This is a genomic window from Paenibacillus sp. IHB B 3415 (genome assembly GCF_000802655.2).
Taxonomy (GTDB): domain Bacteria; phylum Bacillota; class Bacilli; order Paenibacillales; family Paenibacillaceae; genus Paenibacillus_AQ; species Paenibacillus_AQ phytohabitans.
In genome coordinates, this window is record NZ_JUEI01000104.1 from 1 (window position 1) to 19,359 (window position 19,359).

Here is a 19,359-nt window from a genome sequence, read left to right on the forward strand (position 1 = left end):
CCCTCCGCTTCACCGCTGGCTATGTTCTCCTGCTCCGCCCGGTTTACCGCTCCACGGGATGCTTCAACCTCTCCCTCTGCGCAGTCTTCTCCACTCACGGTTCCCGAAGGACCTGTTAGCCTGAAGCCATAAGCAGCAGCAAATAGCCGCTCCAGCAGAAACACAGCCATCACCGCGCCAAAGGCATTCGGATACTGAAGCAGTCCGGCCAGCCGGGCACCAGTCGCACTGACCTCAGGTGACTGGCTGTAGGCTACCGCGTAAGGAACCGGCAGGCCACCGCACACCGCCAATAAGGCAGACAGGCTGATCACGAGACCCAGCAGATGCCAGACCGCTGCAAGAAGAGTTCCTCCCCGGCGGGGTCCCCCCGCCACAAGTACAGCGAATACAGCAAAGCTGGCGTAGAATCCCCAGCGCAGCAATTCATCCAATGTTCCTTGCGAGGATAAGGGGCCACGGAATGCATGAATAGCGTAAAGAATACAGATGACAATGCAGCAGCCCGGCAACAACCATACAGCCGCCTTCAACCTCGTAACTCTACTCACACTGCCATCCAACATACGGCCACTCCCGGACACTGCCTCAACTGCTGCCTGCGTTATCTCGGCCTTCCCGGCATTGTCTGTCACCAACCGGCCACTCCCGGCTAACCTCTCAGCTTCAGCTATATCTCCCTTTACGATACCTCCAGGTAGCGCCCGCAGGGTCTCCGCCTTCCCCGCCAGCTCACCCTTCAGCTTTCGCCGCTTTTCCCAGCGGGAGGCGGCATACAGGACAAGTCCCCCCAGGGTTAGAACTCCGCAAAGAGCAAACCATAGGGTCAGGAAGAGATACATTTCCTTGGCAAAAAAGAATCCTCGCAGCACACAGGCCGCTCCGCCCGCTGCTATCAACGCCAAACTGCAAGCCAGAGTGACCGCCATTCCTCCGTACTGCTGAAACCGATTCATCCGCATTCCTAAATCCCCTATTCCTATTGTTGCTTACAGTCTTCCCATATCTATCGCAATGCAAAAGAAAATCGCTATATGAACCGCACTTAAGTCTAAGATTGGGAAATAAACGCTTAAGAGCTGATAGTCAAGCGGGATTATTCGAAATGTTGTATATATTACAACTTGGCTTCAGAAATACCCGGGTGTTTGGATGGATTGTTGTACGAAATACAAGATTAGTTCCATAAATCGGCTTGAAGGAGGGGGAAATGTTGCCTTTTGTACAACAATTCCCGATTAGAGGCGGCATAATGAAGGAATTGTTGTATTTGATGCAAGATTTTGATTCAGGGCATCACAGAAGACCCTACAATAGCACAAAAATAACATTACGAATTCATTACAAACGCGCCACAGTCAGCACCACAGAAGCACCACAGATGCTCTACAGAAACACTACAGATGCACTACAGATGCACCGCAATAGCGGCCGAAGCTTCCAATAGCAATCCCAAGTGAAAACGGCTTTGCAGTCCTTTTGTAAGGACGGTTACGGTTCCGCGAGAAATAGAAGGATAAGTTATCAAGTGCAGCTTATAAATTCTTATATTTGCACAAAAAACAGCCGCCCCCATAGGAAGCAGCCGTTCTGTCACACTCTGAACTATTAAGCTGATTAATTAAGCTCCGCATTTCCCCCGGGCAGCAGATCAGAGCAGACGCGCTCCAGATAAGGCTTGGCACCGAGAAAATCGCGGAACGCGGTGTACTCGCGCCATTTGGCGGCGTTGTCGCCGCTGTCGCTCCGCACGGCACGGATTAGGATGTTCTTCGGCGTATGCTCCATGTCGATGAATTCCAGCAGCTGGCTGCGGTAACCCATCAGATCGAGCAGCTTGGCCCGGATTGCATCCGTGGCCAGTGCCGAGAAGCGTTCCTTCAGGATTCCGTGTGACAGCAGCGGACTCAGCACATCGCTCTGCACCTGGGCGAACAGCTCATGCTGGCAGCAAGGCACCGAGAGGATAACCGATGCGCCCCAGCGTACCGCCTTCTCCAGAGCGGCATCTGTCGCTGTATCACAGGCATGCAGGGTAACAACCATGTCCACCTGGTCCAGTTCATTATAGTCAGCGATATCACCGACCAGGAACTGCAGACGGTCGTAGCCCAGCTTGGCAGCGAGCGCACCGCAGTGCGCAATGACGTCCGCCTTCAGGTCAAGACCGACAATATTCAGCTCCCGCTGCTCACGGACGGCCAGATAGTGGTACAGTGCAAAGGTCAGATAGGATTTGCCGCAGCCAAAATCAACAATCGTCAGCGGACGGCCTGCCGGAAGATCACCGAGCACATCCTGGACCATCTCCAGGAACCGGTTGATCTGGCGGAACTTATCATATTTCTTAGCCAGCACTTTGCCTTCGCTGTTCATAATGCCAAGCTCCACGAGAAACGGCACCGGTTCTCCTTCGTCCAGGACATACTGCTTCCGGCGGTTATGCGCCAAGTCCGGTTCCTCCTGTTTGCTGGCAGACTTTGTAAGAATAGACACCTTATATTTTTTGCTGATCAGCACCTGGTAGTCGGCACCCGCAGTACAGAGCAGACCTTGGCGGAAGGTCTCTCTCAGCAAAGTCAGCATTTCTTCAGCGGCATCCTCTGCCGGAATATTGCGGTGTTCGACCTTGGGGCCGATATAGTAGGCGAACTGATAGTGCAGCTTGCCCTTTAATTCAACAGGTTTGATCTGCACTTTGCTGTAGGTGACCCCACCCTTGCTGCGCAGCTGGCTTAGCGTAGCCGTAATCAGCGTACGGCCGGTAATCACTTGGTCGATCAATGCTTTCAAAGATTCCACTGGGTACATCTCACTTTCGAATTTATAAATGGAGCACGTTGTCTCCTGAATATCGTTATATTATAGCATTAACCGTAAGCTTGCTCCATTCTTCCCCGCCCTGCTGCACTTCCTCCAGAGGAAGCCCCCCCTGGGCTAACAGCTCCGGACTCAACACCAGCAGCCGTCCGTACAGCTCCCTGCCCTCCGCCGCAACATCCTCCCCTTGCTCCCATAGCCGGTACAGGCTGTTCTCCGCTTTGGCGTAATGTCCTAGGGATTCCTGGTAGGCCATCAGCAGCCGCTCTGTTTTGGCCGGAAGGCGGTAAGGCTCTACTTCCTCCAAGAGCTCATTGATATCGCCCGTCATGTTCAGCAGCTCACGGTCGGCACCATGCAGATCCGCATACAAAAACAAATGCAAGGACCGTATCGCCCTGAACAGGGCTTGATCCTGATCCCCTTTTGCCGCGTAAATACCGCCTTCCTCCTTCAGCAGCCGGGCTACCCCTTGCAGCTTATCGGACTCCAGCACACCGCCGAGACGAAACATATCAATAATGTCCTCTACGGACAGCGAATTGAGCAGACGGGAATTTATACGGAAATGCCGCATCAGCAGCTCGTCTACTTCCCACAGGGCTTCTGTTGTTTTTTTATCCTGCTTCAAGGTCATTACCTTGGCAACCATTGCCGTCATATCCTCGATCATGCGTACGATATAATCTCTCCGGAACATGCTTGCTCACCCTTTCGCCTTTGAAATCATCTTAAACCATTCCACCCGCCTGCGCCACCTGGCATAACCCCTGTCCTTCAGCCAACACTTGTTATCACTGCTACTGATTGTTCTTGACATAAAATAGCAGTCTCAAATACAATACAAATAACCAGTCTGGAATCCAGATCATACTGTTACACAGATCGAATTATAGGAGGAAACGTGATGTCACAACCCGCTGACCCGGGGCAAAGCCCGCCGGGAGCAGCTGCTTCAAGCAAGTCTCAACTGGAAGATAACGTCCAGCCTTTGAAGGTCACCCCGGAACAGGATAAGCTGCTGGAAAGCGCCTTGCGGATTAAGATCATGCATACGCTGTCGGGGGAACCCCTCACGTCCAAGCAGGTTGCCGGGAAGCTGAACAAGACACCGGGAAACATCCACTACCACATCGTCAAGCTCTATGAGGGCGGGCTTCTGGAGCTTGTCCGCACCGAAGCGGCGGGAGGCATCATCCAGAAATTCTACCGCTCCAAGGGGACTATGTTCCGCTCGGAGCAGCTTAGCGGCTTCCACTTCCGCAAAGAAGACCAGGTGGAGCATTTCATCACCAGACTTACCCTCTCTCCTCCGGAGCTTGCGAAATTCCATCAGGAGATGCTGGAGCTGATCACCGCCTGGGAATCTAAAGTTACTGCCGGCGACGAGTATGGTGTTGAAATCGTGATGGGCCGCCTGCAGTCTGCAGAGCCTGCTCCGGAGACGGATACAGATGCGGAGGTACAGGAGTAGATGAATACCGCCGCTCCTTCCGGACAGGAAAGGCGCAATCCGCTGCAGGGTTTCGCTGCTCCTTTTGTCCGTTCACGCGCCTTTCCCTATCTGTGGCTGGGACATTTAATTTCATTCCTCGGCAGCTCGGTGACGATGGTCATTCTGCCCGTCCTCGTCTATTCACTGACAGGATCTACCACCACGATGGGTCTGGTCATGGCCGCTTACATGCTGCCGAATGTGATCATGCTTCCGGTATCCGGACATATCGTGGACCGTTACGACCGTGTGCGGATTATGATGCTGGCGGATATTGCCCGCTTTGCCGTGATGATGATAACGGCAGTCTTGGCCCTGGCCGGAATACTCAGCATTCCGCTGCTCTATATCCTGGTAGCCTTCTACGGTCTGCTCGATGGTCTATTCCAGCCTGCCTATGCTGCAGTCCGGGCCACAGTATTCACTCCGGACATCCGCGTAGCTGCGAATTCACTGACCCAAATCACTACCCAGTCCGTACGCCTGATCGGCCCCGCACTGGGTGGTCTGCTGATCACTCACCTGTCCGCAGGTGTCGGCTTCGGACTGGATGCCTTCACTTATCTGATCTCCCTAATCTGCCTTGTCTACCTGCGCAGAGTGCTGATCGTCAAATTGCAGCCCGGACCCGCCGCAGATGCCGCGGCCTCCGTTCTGCCAGATACTGAAGCCCAGAATACTCCTAACTGGAAAGAGGATTTCATCGAGGGAATCTCTGTTCTGCGCAGCCACCCCTGGCTGTGGATTACGATTCTGGCCTTCTGCTTCATCAACATCTGCTACGCGGGGATCAGCAGCGTCCTTCTTCCCTGGCTCTTCAAGGTCCATCACGGCTGGCCTCCTTATGTCTACGGGCTTGCCGTTACCTTCTCCGGAGTAGGCGCAATTATCGCAGGCCTGCTGTTCGGACTGCGGCCGAAATGGAAGAACCGCGGCATTATGGCTTACGGCGGTGCTATGCTGGGTGGTGTGGCTCTGCTGCTCATGCCGTTTGCGGGTACCCCGGCTGCAGCCATCGGTTTCTTTGCCCTTGAAGGCTTCGGGCTGATGATCTTCGGACTGATCTGGGAGATCAGCCTGCAGGAGCTGGTCCCGAAGGAAGCCTTCGGACGGGTAGCCAGCCTCGATTTATTCGGCTCCTTCGCCCTGCTGCCGGTCGGTTACATCTTGGTCGGCTGGCTGGCCGACCTGATTGGCGGGGTTCCGACCATAATTATTTTCTCCACTCTGGGACTGACCTGTGTCGCTCTCGTGCTCTGTGTTCCGGCTATCCGTAAATTTCAATAAAGCCGCCGTGCGGCCAATACAAAGAGGCAGCATTCCGCCATCCGGCGAATGCTGCCTCTTTGTATTCCACTCTGGGACTGACCTGTGTCGCTCTCGTGCTCTGTGTTCCGGCTATCCGTAAATTTCAATAAAGCCGCCGTGCGGCCAATACAAAGAGGCAGCATTCCGCCATCCGGCGAATGCTGCCTCTTTGTATGCTATATGAATTACTTCTGCACAGGCGCGTGTACGAAATCCTTAATAATCTGCGACAAATGCTCCGGTGCTTCAAACATGCTCATGTGGCCCACACCAGCTATCGTCACCTTGGTAATATTCGGATTATCCGAGGTGAAGGTCCGTTCTGGAGTCACCTTCGAATCCTCCGCTCCGGCTACCAGCAGCACCGGCAGCGCCGTTGCCGAGATGACATCCCTGCGGTCGGGACGCTCACGCATGGCCATGGCTGCCCCTGCGGCACCTTGCGGAGGGGTCTTGTAGCCTATCTCCTTGGCGCGTTCCAGAAGCTGCGGTGCTGCACCAGGAGCAAAGAGCCCAGGCACCAGTTGGTCTACAAAAGCAAAGATGCCTTCATTCTGGATCGTACTCACGCTTTTCAGCCGGTTCTCCCTGGCTTCCTCACTGTCCGGATAGCCGGAGGAATGAATCAGTCCGAAGCCCTTCAGCCTGGAGGCATGGCGCTGGGCAAACGACAAAGTAATGTAGCCTCCCAGGGAATGTCCAAGCAAATAACACTCAGGAATCTCCAGGGCATTCAGCAGTGAAAGAACATCATCGGCCATCTGTTCGATCGTGTAGGCTCCGAGCGGAGCATCTGAAGATCCGTGTCCGCGCAAATCAGGGGCAATGACCCGGTAGTTGGCGATTAAGCCAGGAATAACCCTGTCAAAGTATTCCGAGCTCCCGCAGAATCCATGCAGCAGAACAATGACATCACCTGTACCTTGATCACTGTAACAAATGTTGCTTCCTTCGCATCGAACATTTTCCATGGCTGCTTCCTTCTTTCTATGTAGTATCCGGTTGAAGACCGCGGCTTGTCTTTATTATTAAGCTAGATCAGGTACCTTTGAAACGCTCTCAGCCCGTGAGCCCGAAACCCTGGGCGGCAGCACGGGCAATCTGGTCGGCCATAACGATCACCCGGTGCAGCGGCGTGGTCTGCAGCGTACGGTAAGGCCGGGGACTGTTCACATCGACAATCGCTGCCAGACTGTAGTTTCCGACTGCGGGCAGCAACAGCCCGACTGACTGTGCCGGACGAAGCGGCTCCGCAGCCGCGAAGTAATACCCGAGCGCAGCGGGCGGCCCCAGGCAGGCATCCACAGCGATAATAATCTGCCCTTCCGGAATCTCAGCTATCCGCTGGATCAGATTATCCGCATCGCAAGGTGCCGGCAGCGTACCGGTAACATGGGGGAACCCATATTCCAGCAGACGGCTGCCTGTCAGCGGCCCCAGAGCATCACCAGTGGAGCGGTCCGTTCCGATGCACAGAAAGGTCAGCTGCTCTGCCGGATGCAAGGCGGCGATCTCCCGGAAGAAGGAAGCCAGCCCGTCTGCATCCATCTTGCGGCGTTTCCTGCTCTCTTCTTCTCTGATTGCCAAAGACTTCCCTCCCCCTCATTCCATTGCCTGCGAATTATTCCCTCTAATTTAACATGTTTTCTGTGATCCAGACAAAAAAATGGTCTTTCACTATCCAAACATGATAAAATACTTGAACTGTGTAAGATGGACTTAAGAATGTAATGGAGCATACCTTAAGTTCACAATCTATATCACTCAGGGAGGACTGTTATACCCCATGGATTTATCGAAACCAAGCCAGGAAAATGTTGAGTATATGATCGAGGGTATCAAGAACAAGCTGAAAATGGCCAGCGCTGCGGCTATGCAGGCCTCGGCTTTTTCGGTGGAGCATTATGAGGACATTCAGGATATTTATGAGGTTGCCATGGGCAGCGACAGGCTCAGCATCTCACAGGTGGAGGCGCTTGTCTCTGAGCTTGGACGCTTGCGCAAGAAATAAACCGGTCAATTGGCATGATAATAGCCCTTCTCTCCGACCCGTCCGTAGGAATGGACAGGGAAGATGAAGGGCTTTTGTGCGTTGATGCTCCGTTATAGGCAGGTCTGCGCCCGGCATTTACGGCAGATCAATCAGGATGAACTCTGCCTCTCCGCCATTGCTTGTCCCTTTAATGGTCAGATCACAGCTCTTGCGGATACGCGCCGCATCTCCCTGCTGAAGCTGAAACACGCCGTCTGAGCAGCTAATCTCCAGATTTCCGGAAATCAGATAAATATGAGTACGCCGCTCCTCTTGCTGCGGGTAATGCAGCTCCCGGTTCGTCTGCAGAAGGGACAAATAGACCGTAACATCCTCGCCCAGCTTAAGCGCTCCCTTGTCCGCTGATCCGGAAGCCACAGGAAGCAGGTTGTTCAGCTTAAGCTCGTCCGGAAAGAATCTGGCGTCCCACCTCGGCGTCATTCCCGGACGATCCGGCAGCAGCCAGATTTGCAAGAAACGCACATTCGAGCTTAGGGACGGGTTCGTCTCCGAATGATTGATGCCTGTACCCGCGCTCATCATCTGTACACTTCCGGCCTGCAGATCTGCATGATTACCGAGATCATCCTGATGCTTGAGGACTCCGGAAACTACATAAGTAATAATCTCCAGATCATGATGCGGATGCTCATGCATGCCTTGCTCCGGCTTCAATTCATTGTCGTTATGGGCCAGCAGTGCGCCAAAGTGGGCATTGCTGGGGTCATCGTAATCAGCAAAAGAAAAGCTGAATTCACTGTGTATCCATTCTCTATTCGAAGTATGACGCTCGGCTGATGTGACTACTTTAATCATAAACTTTGCACCTCCATAGATGTTGGAACCTTCTCCATATCTTAAACAGGGGATAAATGCTCCTTATATGAGATGTATATAGGCGCTTTGATTTAGTATCTCTTACCCCCTTCCTTTCTTCATCAATCAAGCGTTTGTAAAGCCGTAAATGTAGCCGTTTATATATAGAAAAGACCCTTTATTGCCTGGATGCTTCCCTATACTCCGGCAATCTTTCCCATGCTCACCAACTGTTTCAGTATATACCCCTACGTTTATATACGAAGTAAGATACTTCAGGCTATCCTGAATTTGAATGATGGCAGGCAGCATAGCAGCCGGAGTTCAAATCATAATAATCTAATGAGGAGTGATTGGTGATGAACAAGGCGGAAACGGAATATCCAGTAGAAAGCGGCGGTACATTTTTCAAGGGAATTTTCATAGGCGGTCTGCTTGGGGCTGCGGCGGCACTGTTGTTCGCACCGAAACCGGGCCGTGAAATGCGCAGTGATTTGTCGGACAAGCTCTCGATTGCCACTGACAAAACCAAAGAGGTTGCAGGAGCCGTAACAGACAAGACTAAAGCGCTGGCGACTACAGTCAGTGAAAAAGCGACCGATCTGGCAGGTACAGTATCTGCTAAAGCCTCCGACATCTTCACAACGGTCAGCGACAGCAAACAACAAATTGCTGCTACATTGTCGGAAACCGGCAAGAAGATTGGTGAAACCGTAAGCGAAGCCTCCAAGGATGTGGCCGGTGATGTTAAGGACGCTTCCAAGGATGTCTCGGATGAAGCCAAAGACTCCTCTAAAGAGGTAGCCGACAAAGCTAAAGATGCTTCCAAAGACCTAGCTGATGAAGCTACGGATGCTAAAGAGGAAGTTAAATCCTCTTACAAGTCCACTTATTAAAAACGGCGATATACGGCCTATTCAGGCAGTACAAGAGAGCAGCCAGCTCGCCGTAGCTGGCTGCTCTCTATTTATGCATGCCTTTTTTCGGCTTATAAGCCCACACTAAGCCGAAATGGATTATACCCTCATATACTCATTAAAGCCTGTTCCAGGCTATAGAAAGCAGGTACGCCTTATGGGAGAAGCGGACAGCAGAACTAAAGCTTATGAAGTTGATGAGCATCCCTTCGAGCTGCGGCATGAGGTCAAACGCTTGAATGCACGGCTCGACAAAATTGCAGATTCACTCGAAAAATCCGAATTCAAGGATATCCTGGAGAATTATACGGACCCCAAGAAGCGGATCATTACCAATCTGATGGCCGGCGTATCCAGAGGCCTGGGGCTTTCCCTTGGTACGTTCGTGATCCTCGGTTTACTGGGCTATATTCTTAGTTTGTTTCTTGATGTGCCGGTTATCGGGGAATATCTTGGAGAAATCAAAAAATATATTGATGCCAACAGCTAAGCAAATTTCCCGCTCACCCCTCCTGCAGCCTACTCCCGCCAGAATAGACTGCAGAGGGGTGTTGCTCGTGAACCGCGGGGAATTATTCCTGCCTATAGCAAAACAAGCCCTATCCCGGCGGGGAAGGGCTTGTCCTGTTATTCAATATAACGGCATACCGCTTAGCTTAATAAGAAGAGTTAGCCATAATCTGCTTCAGCTTCTCGGTAGCACGCTTCTGTATACGGGAAACACTCATCTGCGATACCCCGAGCTTCTGGGCGATGGCACGCTGTGACTGGCCATCCTGGAAAGCCAGCAGCAGTACCTGCTGCTCCTGCTCCTTCAGCTGTCCCAGAGCCTGCTGGAGATCCATGCGTTTCTCCACAGTCTCATAGTCATTGGCGTCAGAGCTGATCAATTCGCCGAGTGTAGCCCCCGTCTCTTCCTGCGAGAGCGGTGAATCAAGAGAGACATAATGATAACATTCCCTGCCGGCCAGTACTTCCACAGTTTCTTCCACAGTAAGATCCAGATAATGGGCAATTTCTTCCACCGCAGGGGAACGTTCCAATCGAATGGTAAGTTCATCAATGGCCTGCTGTACAAGTGCGCCTTTTTCCTTGATCCGTCTTGGAACCTGTATGTACCAGGATTTATCACGCAGGAAATTCTTCATATGTCCGATCATGCTTTTCATCGCATAGGGCTCAAAAGGTATCCCCAGGCTAATATCATATTGCTGCAACAGCCGGATCAGCGCCATTTGTCCCACTTGATACAGATCTTCATAGAGATCCGGACGGTTACGGGCAATTTTGCCGGCTGCCATCTTCACCATGGGCTCGTATTTACGGATGAGCACTGTAGCTATTTCATTGTCTTTCGTCTGCTGGTATTCCCAGATCAGGCTTACTGCTTCATTCATGGACTCTGGGGGAGTCACTTTGTCGTTCATACTTTCTCCTCGCTGTAATTAAGCCGCTTAGTCAGGGTAACGACTGTCCCTTTCCCTGCTTCGCTGACGACGCTAACGTCATCCATAAGCGCCTGCATTAAATAAAATCCCAGTCCGCCCACCTGAACATCATTCAGCTCCTTGTCATGCAGCGTCAAACGTTCATCAGACGAATCCAAACCGTCAAAGCTCTCCCCCTCATCTTTGACAGTAATGGACAAAGCACTTGATCCTACTTCAAAGATTACATCAACCAAACCGTCTTCCTGCCCGTAAGCATAAAGCACGGAGTTGTTACAGGCTTCCGAGACTGCTACCTTCATATCCTCAATATCTTCATAAGTGAAACCCATCTTAGAGGCAATGCCATATAAATTAAGTCTGACGATATCGACATATTCTGCACTGGCGGGTAACTGAAGAACTACTCTTTGCACGTCATCACTCATCCTTAGTTCGATCCTTTCCTAGTGGGAATTCTCTTGGGGGGCAAAAAACTTGGAAATGCCGGTCATATCAAACAATTTCTGTATTTGTGGAGGAACTTCCTCAACGGCAAATTTAACTTCCATTCCGTGTCTTGCTTTGAGAATCGACAACAAAATCCCGATTCCTGTGCTGTCAATGTATCTCAAATCCTTAAGATTAATCACGAGATCAAGTCCCGTATCTCCCACCAGCGGCTCCATGACCAGACGGAAATCAGGAGCCACAGACAAATCGAGCTCTCCAATCAGATAAACGGTGCATACTGTGCCTTCTGTTTCGGTTTTTGCGTGGAACTTTTCGCTTTTATGTGTATTCATAGACAACTCTCCTGATAAATGTTTTCTTTACCAATAACCCTAATGCTACACTGTTGAAACAACAAATTGGGACTTAACGGCTGTGGTAATTACTGGATCATGCATTAAAAAGTGAGGTATTCCGCTGGGCAGCGGGGTTATCCTTGACAGAATACCTGGAAATAATCTGCTTGATGCTGCTTAGCTTGAGCGGTTTGCTGATATAGCCGTCCATTCCGGACGCGGTGCAGCGATTCTGGATGCCCTCCATGACATTCGCAGTCATGGCAATAATAATGGTCTTGTCCGGGGAACCGCCGCTGTCCTCGCGAATCTTGGAGGTCGCTGTAAGCCCATCCATCACCGGCATCTGCAGATCCATGAATATAAAATCGTAAGCAGAGTTCCGGGCCATCTCTACAGCCTGGCTCCCATCCTCGGCAACCTCGGCATTGTAGCCCAGCTTGTCCAGCATGCTTACCATCAGGCGCTGGTTGACCGGATGGTCATCCACGACAAGCACCTTGCTGCGCCAATGCCGGTCAACCACTTTCCCCGCACTCTGTTCCTCCTGGCAGCTGCCTGCCAGTTCATCCTCCGGGACAGCTACCTGTATCGTGAATACGAATGTAGCTCCCTTCTCTTCCATCGACTCCACACGGATATCTCCGCCCATCATCCCAACAAGCGACTTGCAGATGGCGAGCCCCAGGCCCGTCCCTCCGTATTTGCGGGTCATGGAGGAATCAAGCTGAGAGAAGGGCTGGAACAGCCGGTCACATTTCTCCGGTGAAATTCCAATGCCTGTATCCTTCACTGTAAATTCCACTACCAGTTTATTATCAGCTGTAGGCACGCTGGACGCAACCAAATATACTCCGCCCTGGTTGGTAAATTTGACCGCATTGGCCATCAGATTAATTAATACCTGACGCAAACGGGCCATATCCCCGTAAATCAGCTTTGGCAGCTTCTGGTCGATGAAATAGGCCAGCTCCAGATTCTTTTTGCCTGCTTCCGCAGAAAATAAGCTAAACACCTCCTGGATGGTGGTTTGTAGCTCAAACAACTGCTCTTCCATTTCCATTTTGCCTGATTCCATCTTGGTGAAATCAAGGATATCGTTAATGACCGTAATCAGGGTATCCGCACTTTTGCGGATGATCTCCGTATATTCCTTCTGCTCAGGAGCAAGCTCCGTCTCCATCAGAAGATCGATCATGCCCACTACCCCGTTCATCGGCGTACGGATCTCATGGCTCATCATCGCGAGGAATTCGGTCTTGGCATTAGCGGCAATCTCCGCCTCTTCCTTGGCTTTGACCAGTTCCCCGTTAATCCGCTCGAGTTCCTGCGTCTTCTGCTGCAGCAGCATAGACTGAAGCTGCTGCTTCTTGCTGGTCAGATACATGTTAACAAAGCCTTCGATCTTGGACTTCAGAATCTGCGGAATAAATGGTTTGACCATATAATCAATGGCACCGGCAGAATAACCCGCGAACAGATGCTCCGCCTCCTTGCTGTTGGCAGAGATAAAAATGATCGGAATATCCTTGGTTTTCTCTCTGGCTTTGATTAATTTGGCGGTTTCGATTCCGTCCATACCCGGCATCTGCACGTCCAGTACGATAACTGCAAATTCATATCTTAATAAGCACCGCAGTGCTTCTTCACCAGAATTGGCTTTGACAAGCTTGTAATGCTGACTCTCAAGCACTGCTTCCAGTGCCAGCAGATTCTCGGGACGGTCGTCAACCAGCAGTATATGAATCGGTTCCTGAACCCCCATAGGCCCCTCCTTACCCGCTACTTATTCTTGCGGTATATTTTTTCCACCCTGTCCAAAGCTTCGTAGCTGTCACTGTATTTCGTGAAATGAATGGATTCCTTGGAACCAAGGACCAGCACTCCAAACCGGCTGAGACTTTCGTGGAATAAGCCATGAACATGATCGCGGAGCTCATCGTTGAAATAGATCATTACATTGCGGCAAAAAATAACATTAAATTCATTAAATGAAGTGTCTGTCGCCAGATTATGCTCGGCAAAAATAATATTCTTGCGCAAGTAAGGCTGCAAAATCACTGAATTATACTTCGCTGTGTAGTATTCCGAGAACGCGCGTGTACCGCCCGCCTCCAGATAATTCTTGGTATATTGCTTCATCTTCCCGATCTCATACACGCCTTCTTTGGCCTGCTGCAGGGAACGCGCGTTCATATCTGTTGCATAAATCCGCGCCTTGTCGTAAAGCCCTTCCTCATGCAGCATAATAGCCATGGAGTATACCTCTTCGCCTGTGGAACAGCCGGCATGCCAGATCCGGATATACGGATAGGTCCGCAGCAGGGGGACCACCTTCTGCCGGAAGGTCAGGAAGAGTCCCGGATCGCGGAACATTTCCGTTACAGGGATCGAAAGACTGTATACAAACCGTTCAAAGCAGGCACGGTCATGCAGCACTTTCTCCTGCAGGGCGGATATGCTGGGCACATTCTCGGCATGGACATGATGCCAGATGCGCCGTTTCAATGAAGGCAGCGCATAATTCCTGAAGTCATATCCATATAGACGGTGTACCCCGCTAAGAAGCAGCTCAATTTCAATCTGTTCAAGCTCCTGTTTACTCCCTGCCTGAATAGCCTGCTCCTCATATCCGCGCTCCATAGCTGTCATTGTTATCAATACTCCCTTGCCTAAGCCTTATTTCCGGACTCGTTCCAAATGGTACTGTATAGCTATTACCCCGAAATCGCCCTTACGAATACAACCAGACGCGCATTAAGGAAAGAAGCTGATCTGTACTGATCGGTTTCTTCATATAATCGGAGGCTCCGGCCTCAATACACTTCGCCCGGTCCTCCTTCATCGCCTTGGCCGTAAGTGCAATAATCGGCAATTTCTGGTACTGCGGCATTTGCCGGATACGCCGCATCGCTTCGTAGCCGTCCATTTCCGGCATCATCATATCCATCAGCACCAGATCATAATCCGTCTGCTCCACCAGCATATCAATGGCCTCCCGCCCATTCTCGGCGAACTTCACTTCCATGTGATAACCTTCGAGAACACTGGAGAGGGCAAAGACGTTTCGGATATCATCATCGACGAGCAATATTTTTTTGCCGTCGAACAATTCTTCTTTATTGTGCAGCTTTTGCAGAATTTTACGCTTATCTTCCGGAAGATTTGCCTCTACCCGGTGCAGGAACAGCGTAGTTTCATCCAGCAGCCGTTCCGGCGAGCGGACATCCTTGATAATGATCGATTCCGCATATTTACGCAGCTGCGTCTCTTCTTTGCTGTCCAGATCTTTACCGGTGTAAATAATGATCGGCAGATCATTCAGCTCTTCATCATCCCGGATCTGATCCAGCAGCTCGAACCCGGTCATATCCTCCAGCATAAGATCGAGGACCATACAGTCATACCTCTGCTTGCGCAGCTCGCCCAGGGCTTCATAGCCGGTGGAAACCGCAGTAATGGCTACATCATCATGCCCGATAAGCTCCATGATGGATCGGCGCTGGATATCATCATCTTCTACAATGAGCAGATGCTTAAGCGTGCTGGCGGTGTAGTTCTCAATTTGCGAGAATGCCCGGTCCAGCGCTTCGCGGGAAGAAGGCTTTCTTAAGTAGGCCATCGCGCCCATCATGAGGCCCTGCTTAATCTCATCGTTCACGGAGATCACATGCACAGGGATATGCCGGGTCTGGGAAGCACCCTTGAGTTCCCTGAGTATTGACCAGCCGTCCATGACCGGCAGCTGGATATCGAGAATAATCGCGTCAGGCAGATAGGTCTTGGCCATCTGCAGGCCGGTATCTCCCTGAAGGGCCACCAGTCCCTTGAAGCCGCGGCCGCGGGCCATGCCGAGCAGTATCTTGGCAAAGCTCTCATCATCTTCGATAATGAGCAGCACCTTGTCGCCGGCAGTCAGCGATTCGCGGTCATCCTCAACAATAACCGGCACGAGGGGCGTAGGTGCCACATCACCGATTTCATCCCATGAACGTTCGTCCCGGTACTCTATAAGCGTCGCCGCATCCCGTGCGGCGGCTGCTTCTGCCACTCCCGGCAGCAGGCTGTAATTCCCTTTGACCGGCAGATACAAGGTGAAGATACTTCCTTGTCCTTCACGCGATTCCAGTCCAATCGCCCCGCCCATCAGACGGGCCAGCTCGCGGCTGATTGACAGTCCGAGACCTGTGCCCCCATACTTGCGGCTGGTTGTCCCGTCGACCTGCTGGAAGGCCTCAAAGACAATATCCATCTTGTCGGACGGGATGCCGATTCCGCTGTCCTTGACGGACAGTGCAATGTATTCAAATTCATGCGGCAGATAGGAAGGCAGATGCTTGGTGTCCGCTCTGCTGACGGAGAACTCCACATGTCCTTCGCTGGTAAATTTGAAGGCATTGGACAAGAGATTGCGCAGCACCTGCTTCAGTCTGTGGCTGTCCGTGAACACATGGTCCGGCAGCGGCTCTTCGAAGGATAAGCGCAGCGATAGCCCCTTTTTGCTGGCCAGCGGCGCAAAGTTCTGCTTCACGAAGGTCTTTAGCTCCGTAAGCGGAATCTCTTCGTAATTGAGCTCCATTTTTCCGGCATCCACCTTGGACAGATCGAGGATTTCATCTATCATCTTGAGCAGGTCCGCACCTGACATATAGATGGTATGGGCAAATTCCACCTGCTTGTCGCTCAGATTCCCTTCTTTATTCTCCGTAAGAAGCTGGGACAGGATTAACAGGCTGTTCAGCGGCGTCCGCAGCTCATGAGACATATTCGCCAGGAACTCGGATTTGTATTTGCTGGTCACAGCAAGCTGCATCGCCTGCTTCTCAAGCTGGACGCGGGCATGCTCAATCTCATCCTTCTTCTCTTCGACCTCCTGCACCTGCTCCTGCAGCGCATGGGTCTTGGCGACCAGCTCCGTATTATAATGCTCCAGCTCTCCCTGCTGCCGCTGCAGCAGCTCCTCGGAACGCTTCAGCGCATCCGTCTGTTCCTCCAGATTCTCGTTGGAACGGCGGAGTTCTTCCTGCTGGGTCTGCAGTTCCTCTGACTGGCATTGCAGCTCTTCGGTGAGCGCCTGCGATTCCCGCAGCAGCTCTTCAACGACAAGCCTGCGGCTGATATTATTCAGAATGATACCCAGATTATTCGAAAGCTGATGAAGCAGCTCATTCTGCAGCACCGAGAAAGGAGTAAAGGAAGCGAATTCCACTACCCCCATAAGCTCATCTTCAAATAAAAGCGGATGGATGGAAATGTAACTCGGATGCGATTCCCCGAATCCGGAGGAAACGGAAATATAATTATCCGGAGCCTCTGTCAGCTTAATCGGCAGCTTGTCCAAGGCACTTTGCCCGACCAGCCCCTGACCGATTTCGAAGCTCTCCTTCGGTTTGACGCCTTCCTCACCGGCATAGAAAGCGCTGCTGACCAGCAGGTTGGGATTGTTCTGATCCTTCAAATATACAGCACCGTACTGGGCTCCCAGCACAGGCGTGAACTCACTGATAAAAGTCTGCGATACCTGATCCAGTGAACTGACTCCGCGCAGCAGCTCCGTTACCCGGGCTATGTTCGCATTCAGCCAAGCCTGATCACTCTGCGCCTGGGCATAGGATTTCTCAAGCTGCTGTTTCTGCTCAATATCCTCAGCCATCTGCTGGAACACGCGGGCTACATCACCAATCTCATCTTTGGATTTGACCTTGATCCGCCGGATCGCCCGCATCTTGCCGTTGCCGAAGCTGGTAATCATCATGGATACAACACTCAGACCGCGCGTAATACTCGGGATAACCCACAGGATCACCCCAAGCCCCAGCAGCAGTCCCACAATCATAATGAGGGTTACCATCTGAATCGAACGTTCGGAAGCCTCCTTGGCTTTGGCGGTCTCATCGGTCATCCGGAAAGCATTATAATCGGAAAGTGCATTCAGACTGTTCAGTACCTCGTTCTGGATATCTTGTCCTTCTGTATTACGGTAAGTATTGGCATTCTGGAAGTACCCGGCAGTCAGCATCTCCAGCACTTTATTCTGATAATTCTTATACGCAGAATAAGAAGCCTCAATCCGCGATAGCAGCTGCAATTCTTCTGTGGTCTTCATGGAGTCCTGTATATTCTTCAGATGATCCTCAGCTTTGAGCACCTTGCTGTTAATTTCCGCCTTCTGGGCATCCACAGAGAGTGTATCCGCGTTAAGCATCGAGGTGGTTAAGATCCGTGCCATATCATTCACTTCACCGCGAAGCCCTGAAGAGGAGCGGCCTTTACTGTATCTCTCCTGGAAGCTGTCAAGCTGTCCGCTCATATAATGAAGCCGGTCATACCCGATCATGGTAAGAGCCAGCATAATGGCCAGCATGGCACTGAAGCCGATTAGCAGTTTAGCCTTTATTTTCATTCCCTATCTGTTCCTTTCTTCAGCGAAATCCATACCAGACACTTATCGTCATCGCGTTCCTGATTCACAGGCTCATTCAGGAAAGCAGTGCGCATAACCTCTTCCTGCCAGTCATGGCCGGCATTCAAATGCCCGATCATGAATTCGAGCTGCTCTGCCTGCTCTCCCTGGACCATCTCCAGCAAGCCGTCTGTAAACAGCACCAGATGGCCTTCTTCCTCATAGCTGAGGCTCTGCGGCTGGATATCAATCCGGTCAAACAGCCCGACCGGGTGGCAGTTGCTCTCCAGCAGAACCGGGGTCTTGGCCTCTCCTTCGAAGAGCAGCGCCGGCGGATGTCCGGCATTCACATAATCAATCCGCTTCATCCGTGTATCAATGACAAGATAGATTGCCGTGAAGTAATACTGGACCAGCTGCTTCTCAATGTAGAGCTGGTTGAAGCGCCTGTTGAGTTCTTGAATAACCTTCTCCGGCTCAACATAGGTAGTCACGGTATCCTTCAATACCGAGGCCAGGAACATACAGAACAGCGATGAAGAGATCCCGTGTCCCATCATATCCAGGAGAATGACAGCATAACGCCCGTCACCCAGCGGATACCAGGCGTATAAATCACCGGCCAGCTCAAAGGACGGCTGATAAATGGCATGCACCTCAAACGTTTCATCGGTAAGCGGCAAGCTGAGTACTGCATTCTGCACTAAGGCAGCCAGCTTCAGCTCATCCTGGATGCGCTGATCCCGCTCCTTATGCCAATCCTTCTCGCGTTTCAGCCGCAGGGCCAGACGGATGCGGGCCATCAGCTCCACCTTGTTAATCGGTTTCGTAACATAATCTACGGCACCTGCATCCAGTGCTTCTGCGAGCTTCTTGGAATCTCCCACAGCGGTGACCATAATAATGGGAATGTCCTTCAGATGCTCATATTGCTGAACCACACGGCATGCCTCAATCCCGTCCATCTCCGGCATCATCATATCCAGCAGTATCAAATCTACATCCGACTGCTTAGGCTGCTTCTCATCCATGCCAGAACCCACGCCGAGCAGCTTCAACATATCTTTAGCGGACGAAGCCGTTATAAAATTCCGGTAATCTTCTTTTTTCAGGATTTCACGGATAATGATTACATTGGTCGGATTGTCATCTACGATTAAAATTCTCAAGCTCCCTCACCTCACACGAATAGTATTAGGACCGTAAAACCTGTAATTCTATCACTCTATCATACGATATTTGAACGGCCTGTTTCCATATAGCAAGATATTGGAAGAGAATCAGGCCCTCGTCTTCAACAAAGTAACCTCCAGCCCCACTGCTTGTAGTGGG

Annotated in this window: 17 protein-coding genes and 1 pseudogene; 5 read left to right on the top strand and 13 right to left on the bottom strand. The window is 51.5% G+C overall.

Translation table 11 applies throughout. The features are described 5' to 3' along the window. The 3 genes and pseudogenes from QW71_RS32085 to QW71_RS32100 all read right to left on the bottom strand — a co-directional run. Nucleotides 1–962, bottom strand: a pseudogene (locus QW71_RS32085) (hypothetical protein); the annotation flags it as partial. Between the two features lie 655 nt (nt 963–1,617). Continuing rightward, nucleotides 1,618–2,811 (bottom strand): SAM-dependent methyltransferase, encoded by a 1,194-nt coding sequence (locus QW71_RS32095; protein WP_039309238.1) that lies wholly within the window; start codon nt 2,809–2,811, stop codon nt 1,618–1,620. 46 nt (nt 2,812–2,857) lie between these two features. Next, entirely contained in the window at nt 2,858–3,520 is a 663-nt protein-coding gene (locus QW71_RS32100) for a DUF6483 family protein (protein ID WP_039309240.1), read from the bottom strand. Between the two features lie 207 nt (nt 3,521–3,727). On the opposite strand from QW71_RS32100, the gene QW71_RS32105 reads away from it, so the two are divergent. Next, the gene (locus tag QW71_RS32105; protein WP_052770494.1) at nt 3,728–4,294 is read left to right on the top strand and encodes a transcriptional regulator; all 567 of its coding nucleotides are present in this window, start codon (nt 3,728–3,730) and stop codon (nt 4,292–4,294) included. Then, nucleotides 4,295–5,602: an MFS transporter gene (locus tag QW71_RS32110; protein WP_039309243.1), complete on the top strand. Its 1,308-nt coding sequence runs from the start codon at nt 4,295–4,297 to the stop codon at nt 5,600–5,602. It begins immediately after the preceding gene. 206 nt (nt 5,603–5,808) lie between these two features. Here the strand turns inward: QW71_RS32110 and QW71_RS32115 are convergent, their stop codons facing one another. Together QW71_RS32115 and yyaC are read right to left on the bottom strand one after the other, a co-directional pair. After that, a complete protein-coding gene (locus QW71_RS32115; RefSeq protein WP_039309244.1) occupies nt 5,809–6,594 on the bottom strand; it encodes an alpha/beta fold hydrolase in 786 nt (261 codons plus the stop codon). 88 nt (nt 6,595–6,682) lie between these two features. Then, entirely contained in the window at nt 6,683–7,210 is a 528-nt protein-coding gene (yyaC, locus tag QW71_RS32120; RefSeq protein WP_039309245.1) for a spore protease YyaC, read from the bottom strand. A gap of 199 nt (nt 7,211–7,409) precedes the next feature. On the opposite strand from yyaC, the gene QW71_RS32125 reads away from it, so the two are divergent. Next, entirely contained in the window at nt 7,410–7,634 is a 225-nt protein-coding gene (locus QW71_RS32125; protein ID WP_039309247.1) for a DUF1128 domain-containing protein, read from the top strand. Nucleotides 7,635–7,751: 117 nt separating this feature from the next. On the opposite strand, the gene QW71_RS32130 is transcribed toward QW71_RS32125, so the two are convergent. Next, the gene (locus QW71_RS32130; RefSeq protein ID WP_039309249.1) at nt 7,752–8,471 is read right to left on the bottom strand and encodes a pirin family protein; all 720 of its coding nucleotides are present in this window, start codon (nt 8,469–8,471) and stop codon (nt 7,752–7,754) included. A 359-nt stretch (nt 8,472–8,830) separates the two neighbouring features. On the opposite strand from QW71_RS32130, the gene QW71_RS32135 reads away from it, so the two are divergent. Both QW71_RS32135 and QW71_RS32140 read left to right on the top strand, forming a co-directional pair. After that, nucleotides 8,831–9,367 (top strand): YtxH domain-containing protein, encoded by a 537-nt coding sequence (locus tag QW71_RS32135; RefSeq protein WP_083442819.1) that lies wholly within the window; start codon nt 8,831–8,833, stop codon nt 9,365–9,367. A 178-nt stretch (nt 9,368–9,545) separates the two neighbouring features. Beyond that, entirely contained in the window at nt 9,546–9,878 is a 333-nt protein-coding gene (locus QW71_RS32140) for a DUF5665 domain-containing protein (protein WP_039309250.1), read from the top strand. Between the two features lie 166 nt (nt 9,879–10,044). Here the strand turns inward: QW71_RS32140 and QW71_RS32145 are convergent, their stop codons facing one another. From QW71_RS32145 to QW71_RS32175, 7 genes are all read right to left on the bottom strand, one after another. Further along, nucleotides 10,045–10,815 (bottom strand): sigma-70 family RNA polymerase sigma factor, encoded by a 771-nt coding sequence (locus tag QW71_RS32145; RefSeq protein ID WP_039309251.1) that lies wholly within the window; start codon nt 10,813–10,815, stop codon nt 10,045–10,047. Continuing rightward, entirely contained in the window at nt 10,812–11,264 is a 453-nt protein-coding gene (gene rsbW, locus QW71_RS32150; RefSeq protein WP_039309252.1) for an anti-sigma B factor RsbW, read from the bottom strand. The genes QW71_RS32145 and rsbW overlap by 4 nt, the downstream gene beginning before the upstream one ends. Before the next feature lie 18 nt (nt 11,265–11,282). Then, entirely contained in the window at nt 11,283–11,621 is a 339-nt protein-coding gene (locus QW71_RS32155; RefSeq protein ID WP_039309255.1) for an STAS domain-containing protein, read from the bottom strand. Between the two features lie 97 nt (nt 11,622–11,718). Beyond that, on the bottom strand, nt 11,719–13,389 hold the full coding sequence (locus tag QW71_RS32160; protein WP_039309257.1) for a response regulator: 1,671 nt from the start codon (nt 13,387–13,389) through the stop codon (nt 11,719–11,721). A 17-nt stretch (nt 13,390–13,406) separates the two neighbouring features. Beyond that, a complete protein-coding gene (locus tag QW71_RS32165; protein WP_039309260.1) occupies nt 13,407–14,276 on the bottom strand; it encodes a protein-glutamate O-methyltransferase CheR in 870 nt (289 codons plus the stop codon). Nucleotides 14,277–14,358: 82 nt separating this feature from the next. Further along, nucleotides 14,359–18,027 carry a response regulator gene (locus QW71_RS32170; RefSeq protein ID WP_039309262.1) on the bottom strand — a complete coding sequence of 1,223 codons (3,669 nt, stop codon included), beginning with the start codon at nt 18,025–18,027 and terminating at the stop codon, nt 14,359–14,361. Beyond that, nucleotides 18,024–19,196 (bottom strand): SpoIIE family protein phosphatase, encoded by a 1,173-nt coding sequence (locus QW71_RS32175; protein ID WP_039309264.1) that lies wholly within the window; start codon nt 19,194–19,196, stop codon nt 18,024–18,026. Before QW71_RS32175 ends, QW71_RS32170 begins: the two co-directional genes overlap by 4 nt. Nucleotides 19,197–19,359 lie beyond the last annotated feature (163 nt).

Excerpts from the sequence above, each read along its gene's own strand:
- QW71_RS32095 (WP_039309238.1), bottom strand. The coding sequence starts at position 2,811 with ATGTACCCAGTGGAATCTTTGAAAGCATTGATCGACCAAGTGATTACC.
- QW71_RS32100 (WP_039309240.1), bottom strand. The coding sequence starts at position 3,520 with ATGTTCCGGAGAGATTATATCGTACGCATGATCGAGGATATGACGGCA.
- QW71_RS32105 (WP_052770494.1), top strand. The coding sequence starts at position 3,728 with ATGTCACAACCCGCTGACCCGGGGCAAAGCCCGCCGGGAGCAGCTGCT.
- QW71_RS32110 (WP_039309243.1), top strand. The coding sequence starts at position 4,295 with ATGAATACCGCCGCTCCTTCCGGACAGGAAAGGCGCAATCCGCTGCAG.
- QW71_RS32115 (WP_039309244.1), bottom strand. The coding sequence starts at position 6,594 with ATGGAAAATGTTCGATGCGAAGGAAGCAACATTTGTTACAGTGATCAA.
- QW71_RS32125 (WP_039309247.1), top strand. The coding sequence starts at position 7,410 with ATGGATTTATCGAAACCAAGCCAGGAAAATGTTGAGTATATGATCGAG.
- QW71_RS32130 (WP_039309249.1), bottom strand. The coding sequence starts at position 8,471 with ATGATTAAAGTAGTCACATCAGCCGAGCGTCATACTTCGAATAGAGAA.
- QW71_RS32135 (WP_083442819.1), top strand. The coding sequence starts at position 8,831 with ATGAACAAGGCGGAAACGGAATATCCAGTAGAAAGCGGCGGTACATTT.
- QW71_RS32140 (WP_039309250.1), top strand. The coding sequence starts at position 9,546 with ATGGGAGAAGCGGACAGCAGAACTAAAGCTTATGAAGTTGATGAGCAT.
- QW71_RS32145 (WP_039309251.1), bottom strand. The coding sequence starts at position 10,815 with ATGAACGACAAAGTGACTCCCCCAGAGTCCATGAATGAAGCAGTAAGC.
- rsbW (WP_039309252.1), bottom strand. The coding sequence starts at position 11,264 with ATGAGTGATGACGTGCAAAGAGTAGTTCTTCAGTTACCCGCCAGTGCA.
- QW71_RS32155 (WP_039309255.1), bottom strand. The coding sequence starts at position 11,621 with ATGAATACACATAAAAGCGAAAAGTTCCACGCAAAAACCGAAACAGAA.
- QW71_RS32160 (WP_039309257.1), bottom strand. The coding sequence starts at position 13,389 with ATGGGGGTTCAGGAACCGATTCATATACTGCTGGTTGACGACCGTCCC.
- QW71_RS32165 (WP_039309260.1), bottom strand. The coding sequence starts at position 14,276 with ATGACAGCTATGGAGCGCGGATATGAGGAGCAGGCTATTCAGGCAGGG.
- QW71_RS32170 (WP_039309262.1), bottom strand. The coding sequence starts at position 18,027 with ATGAAAATAAAGGCTAAACTGCTAATCGGCTTCAGTGCCATGCTGGCC.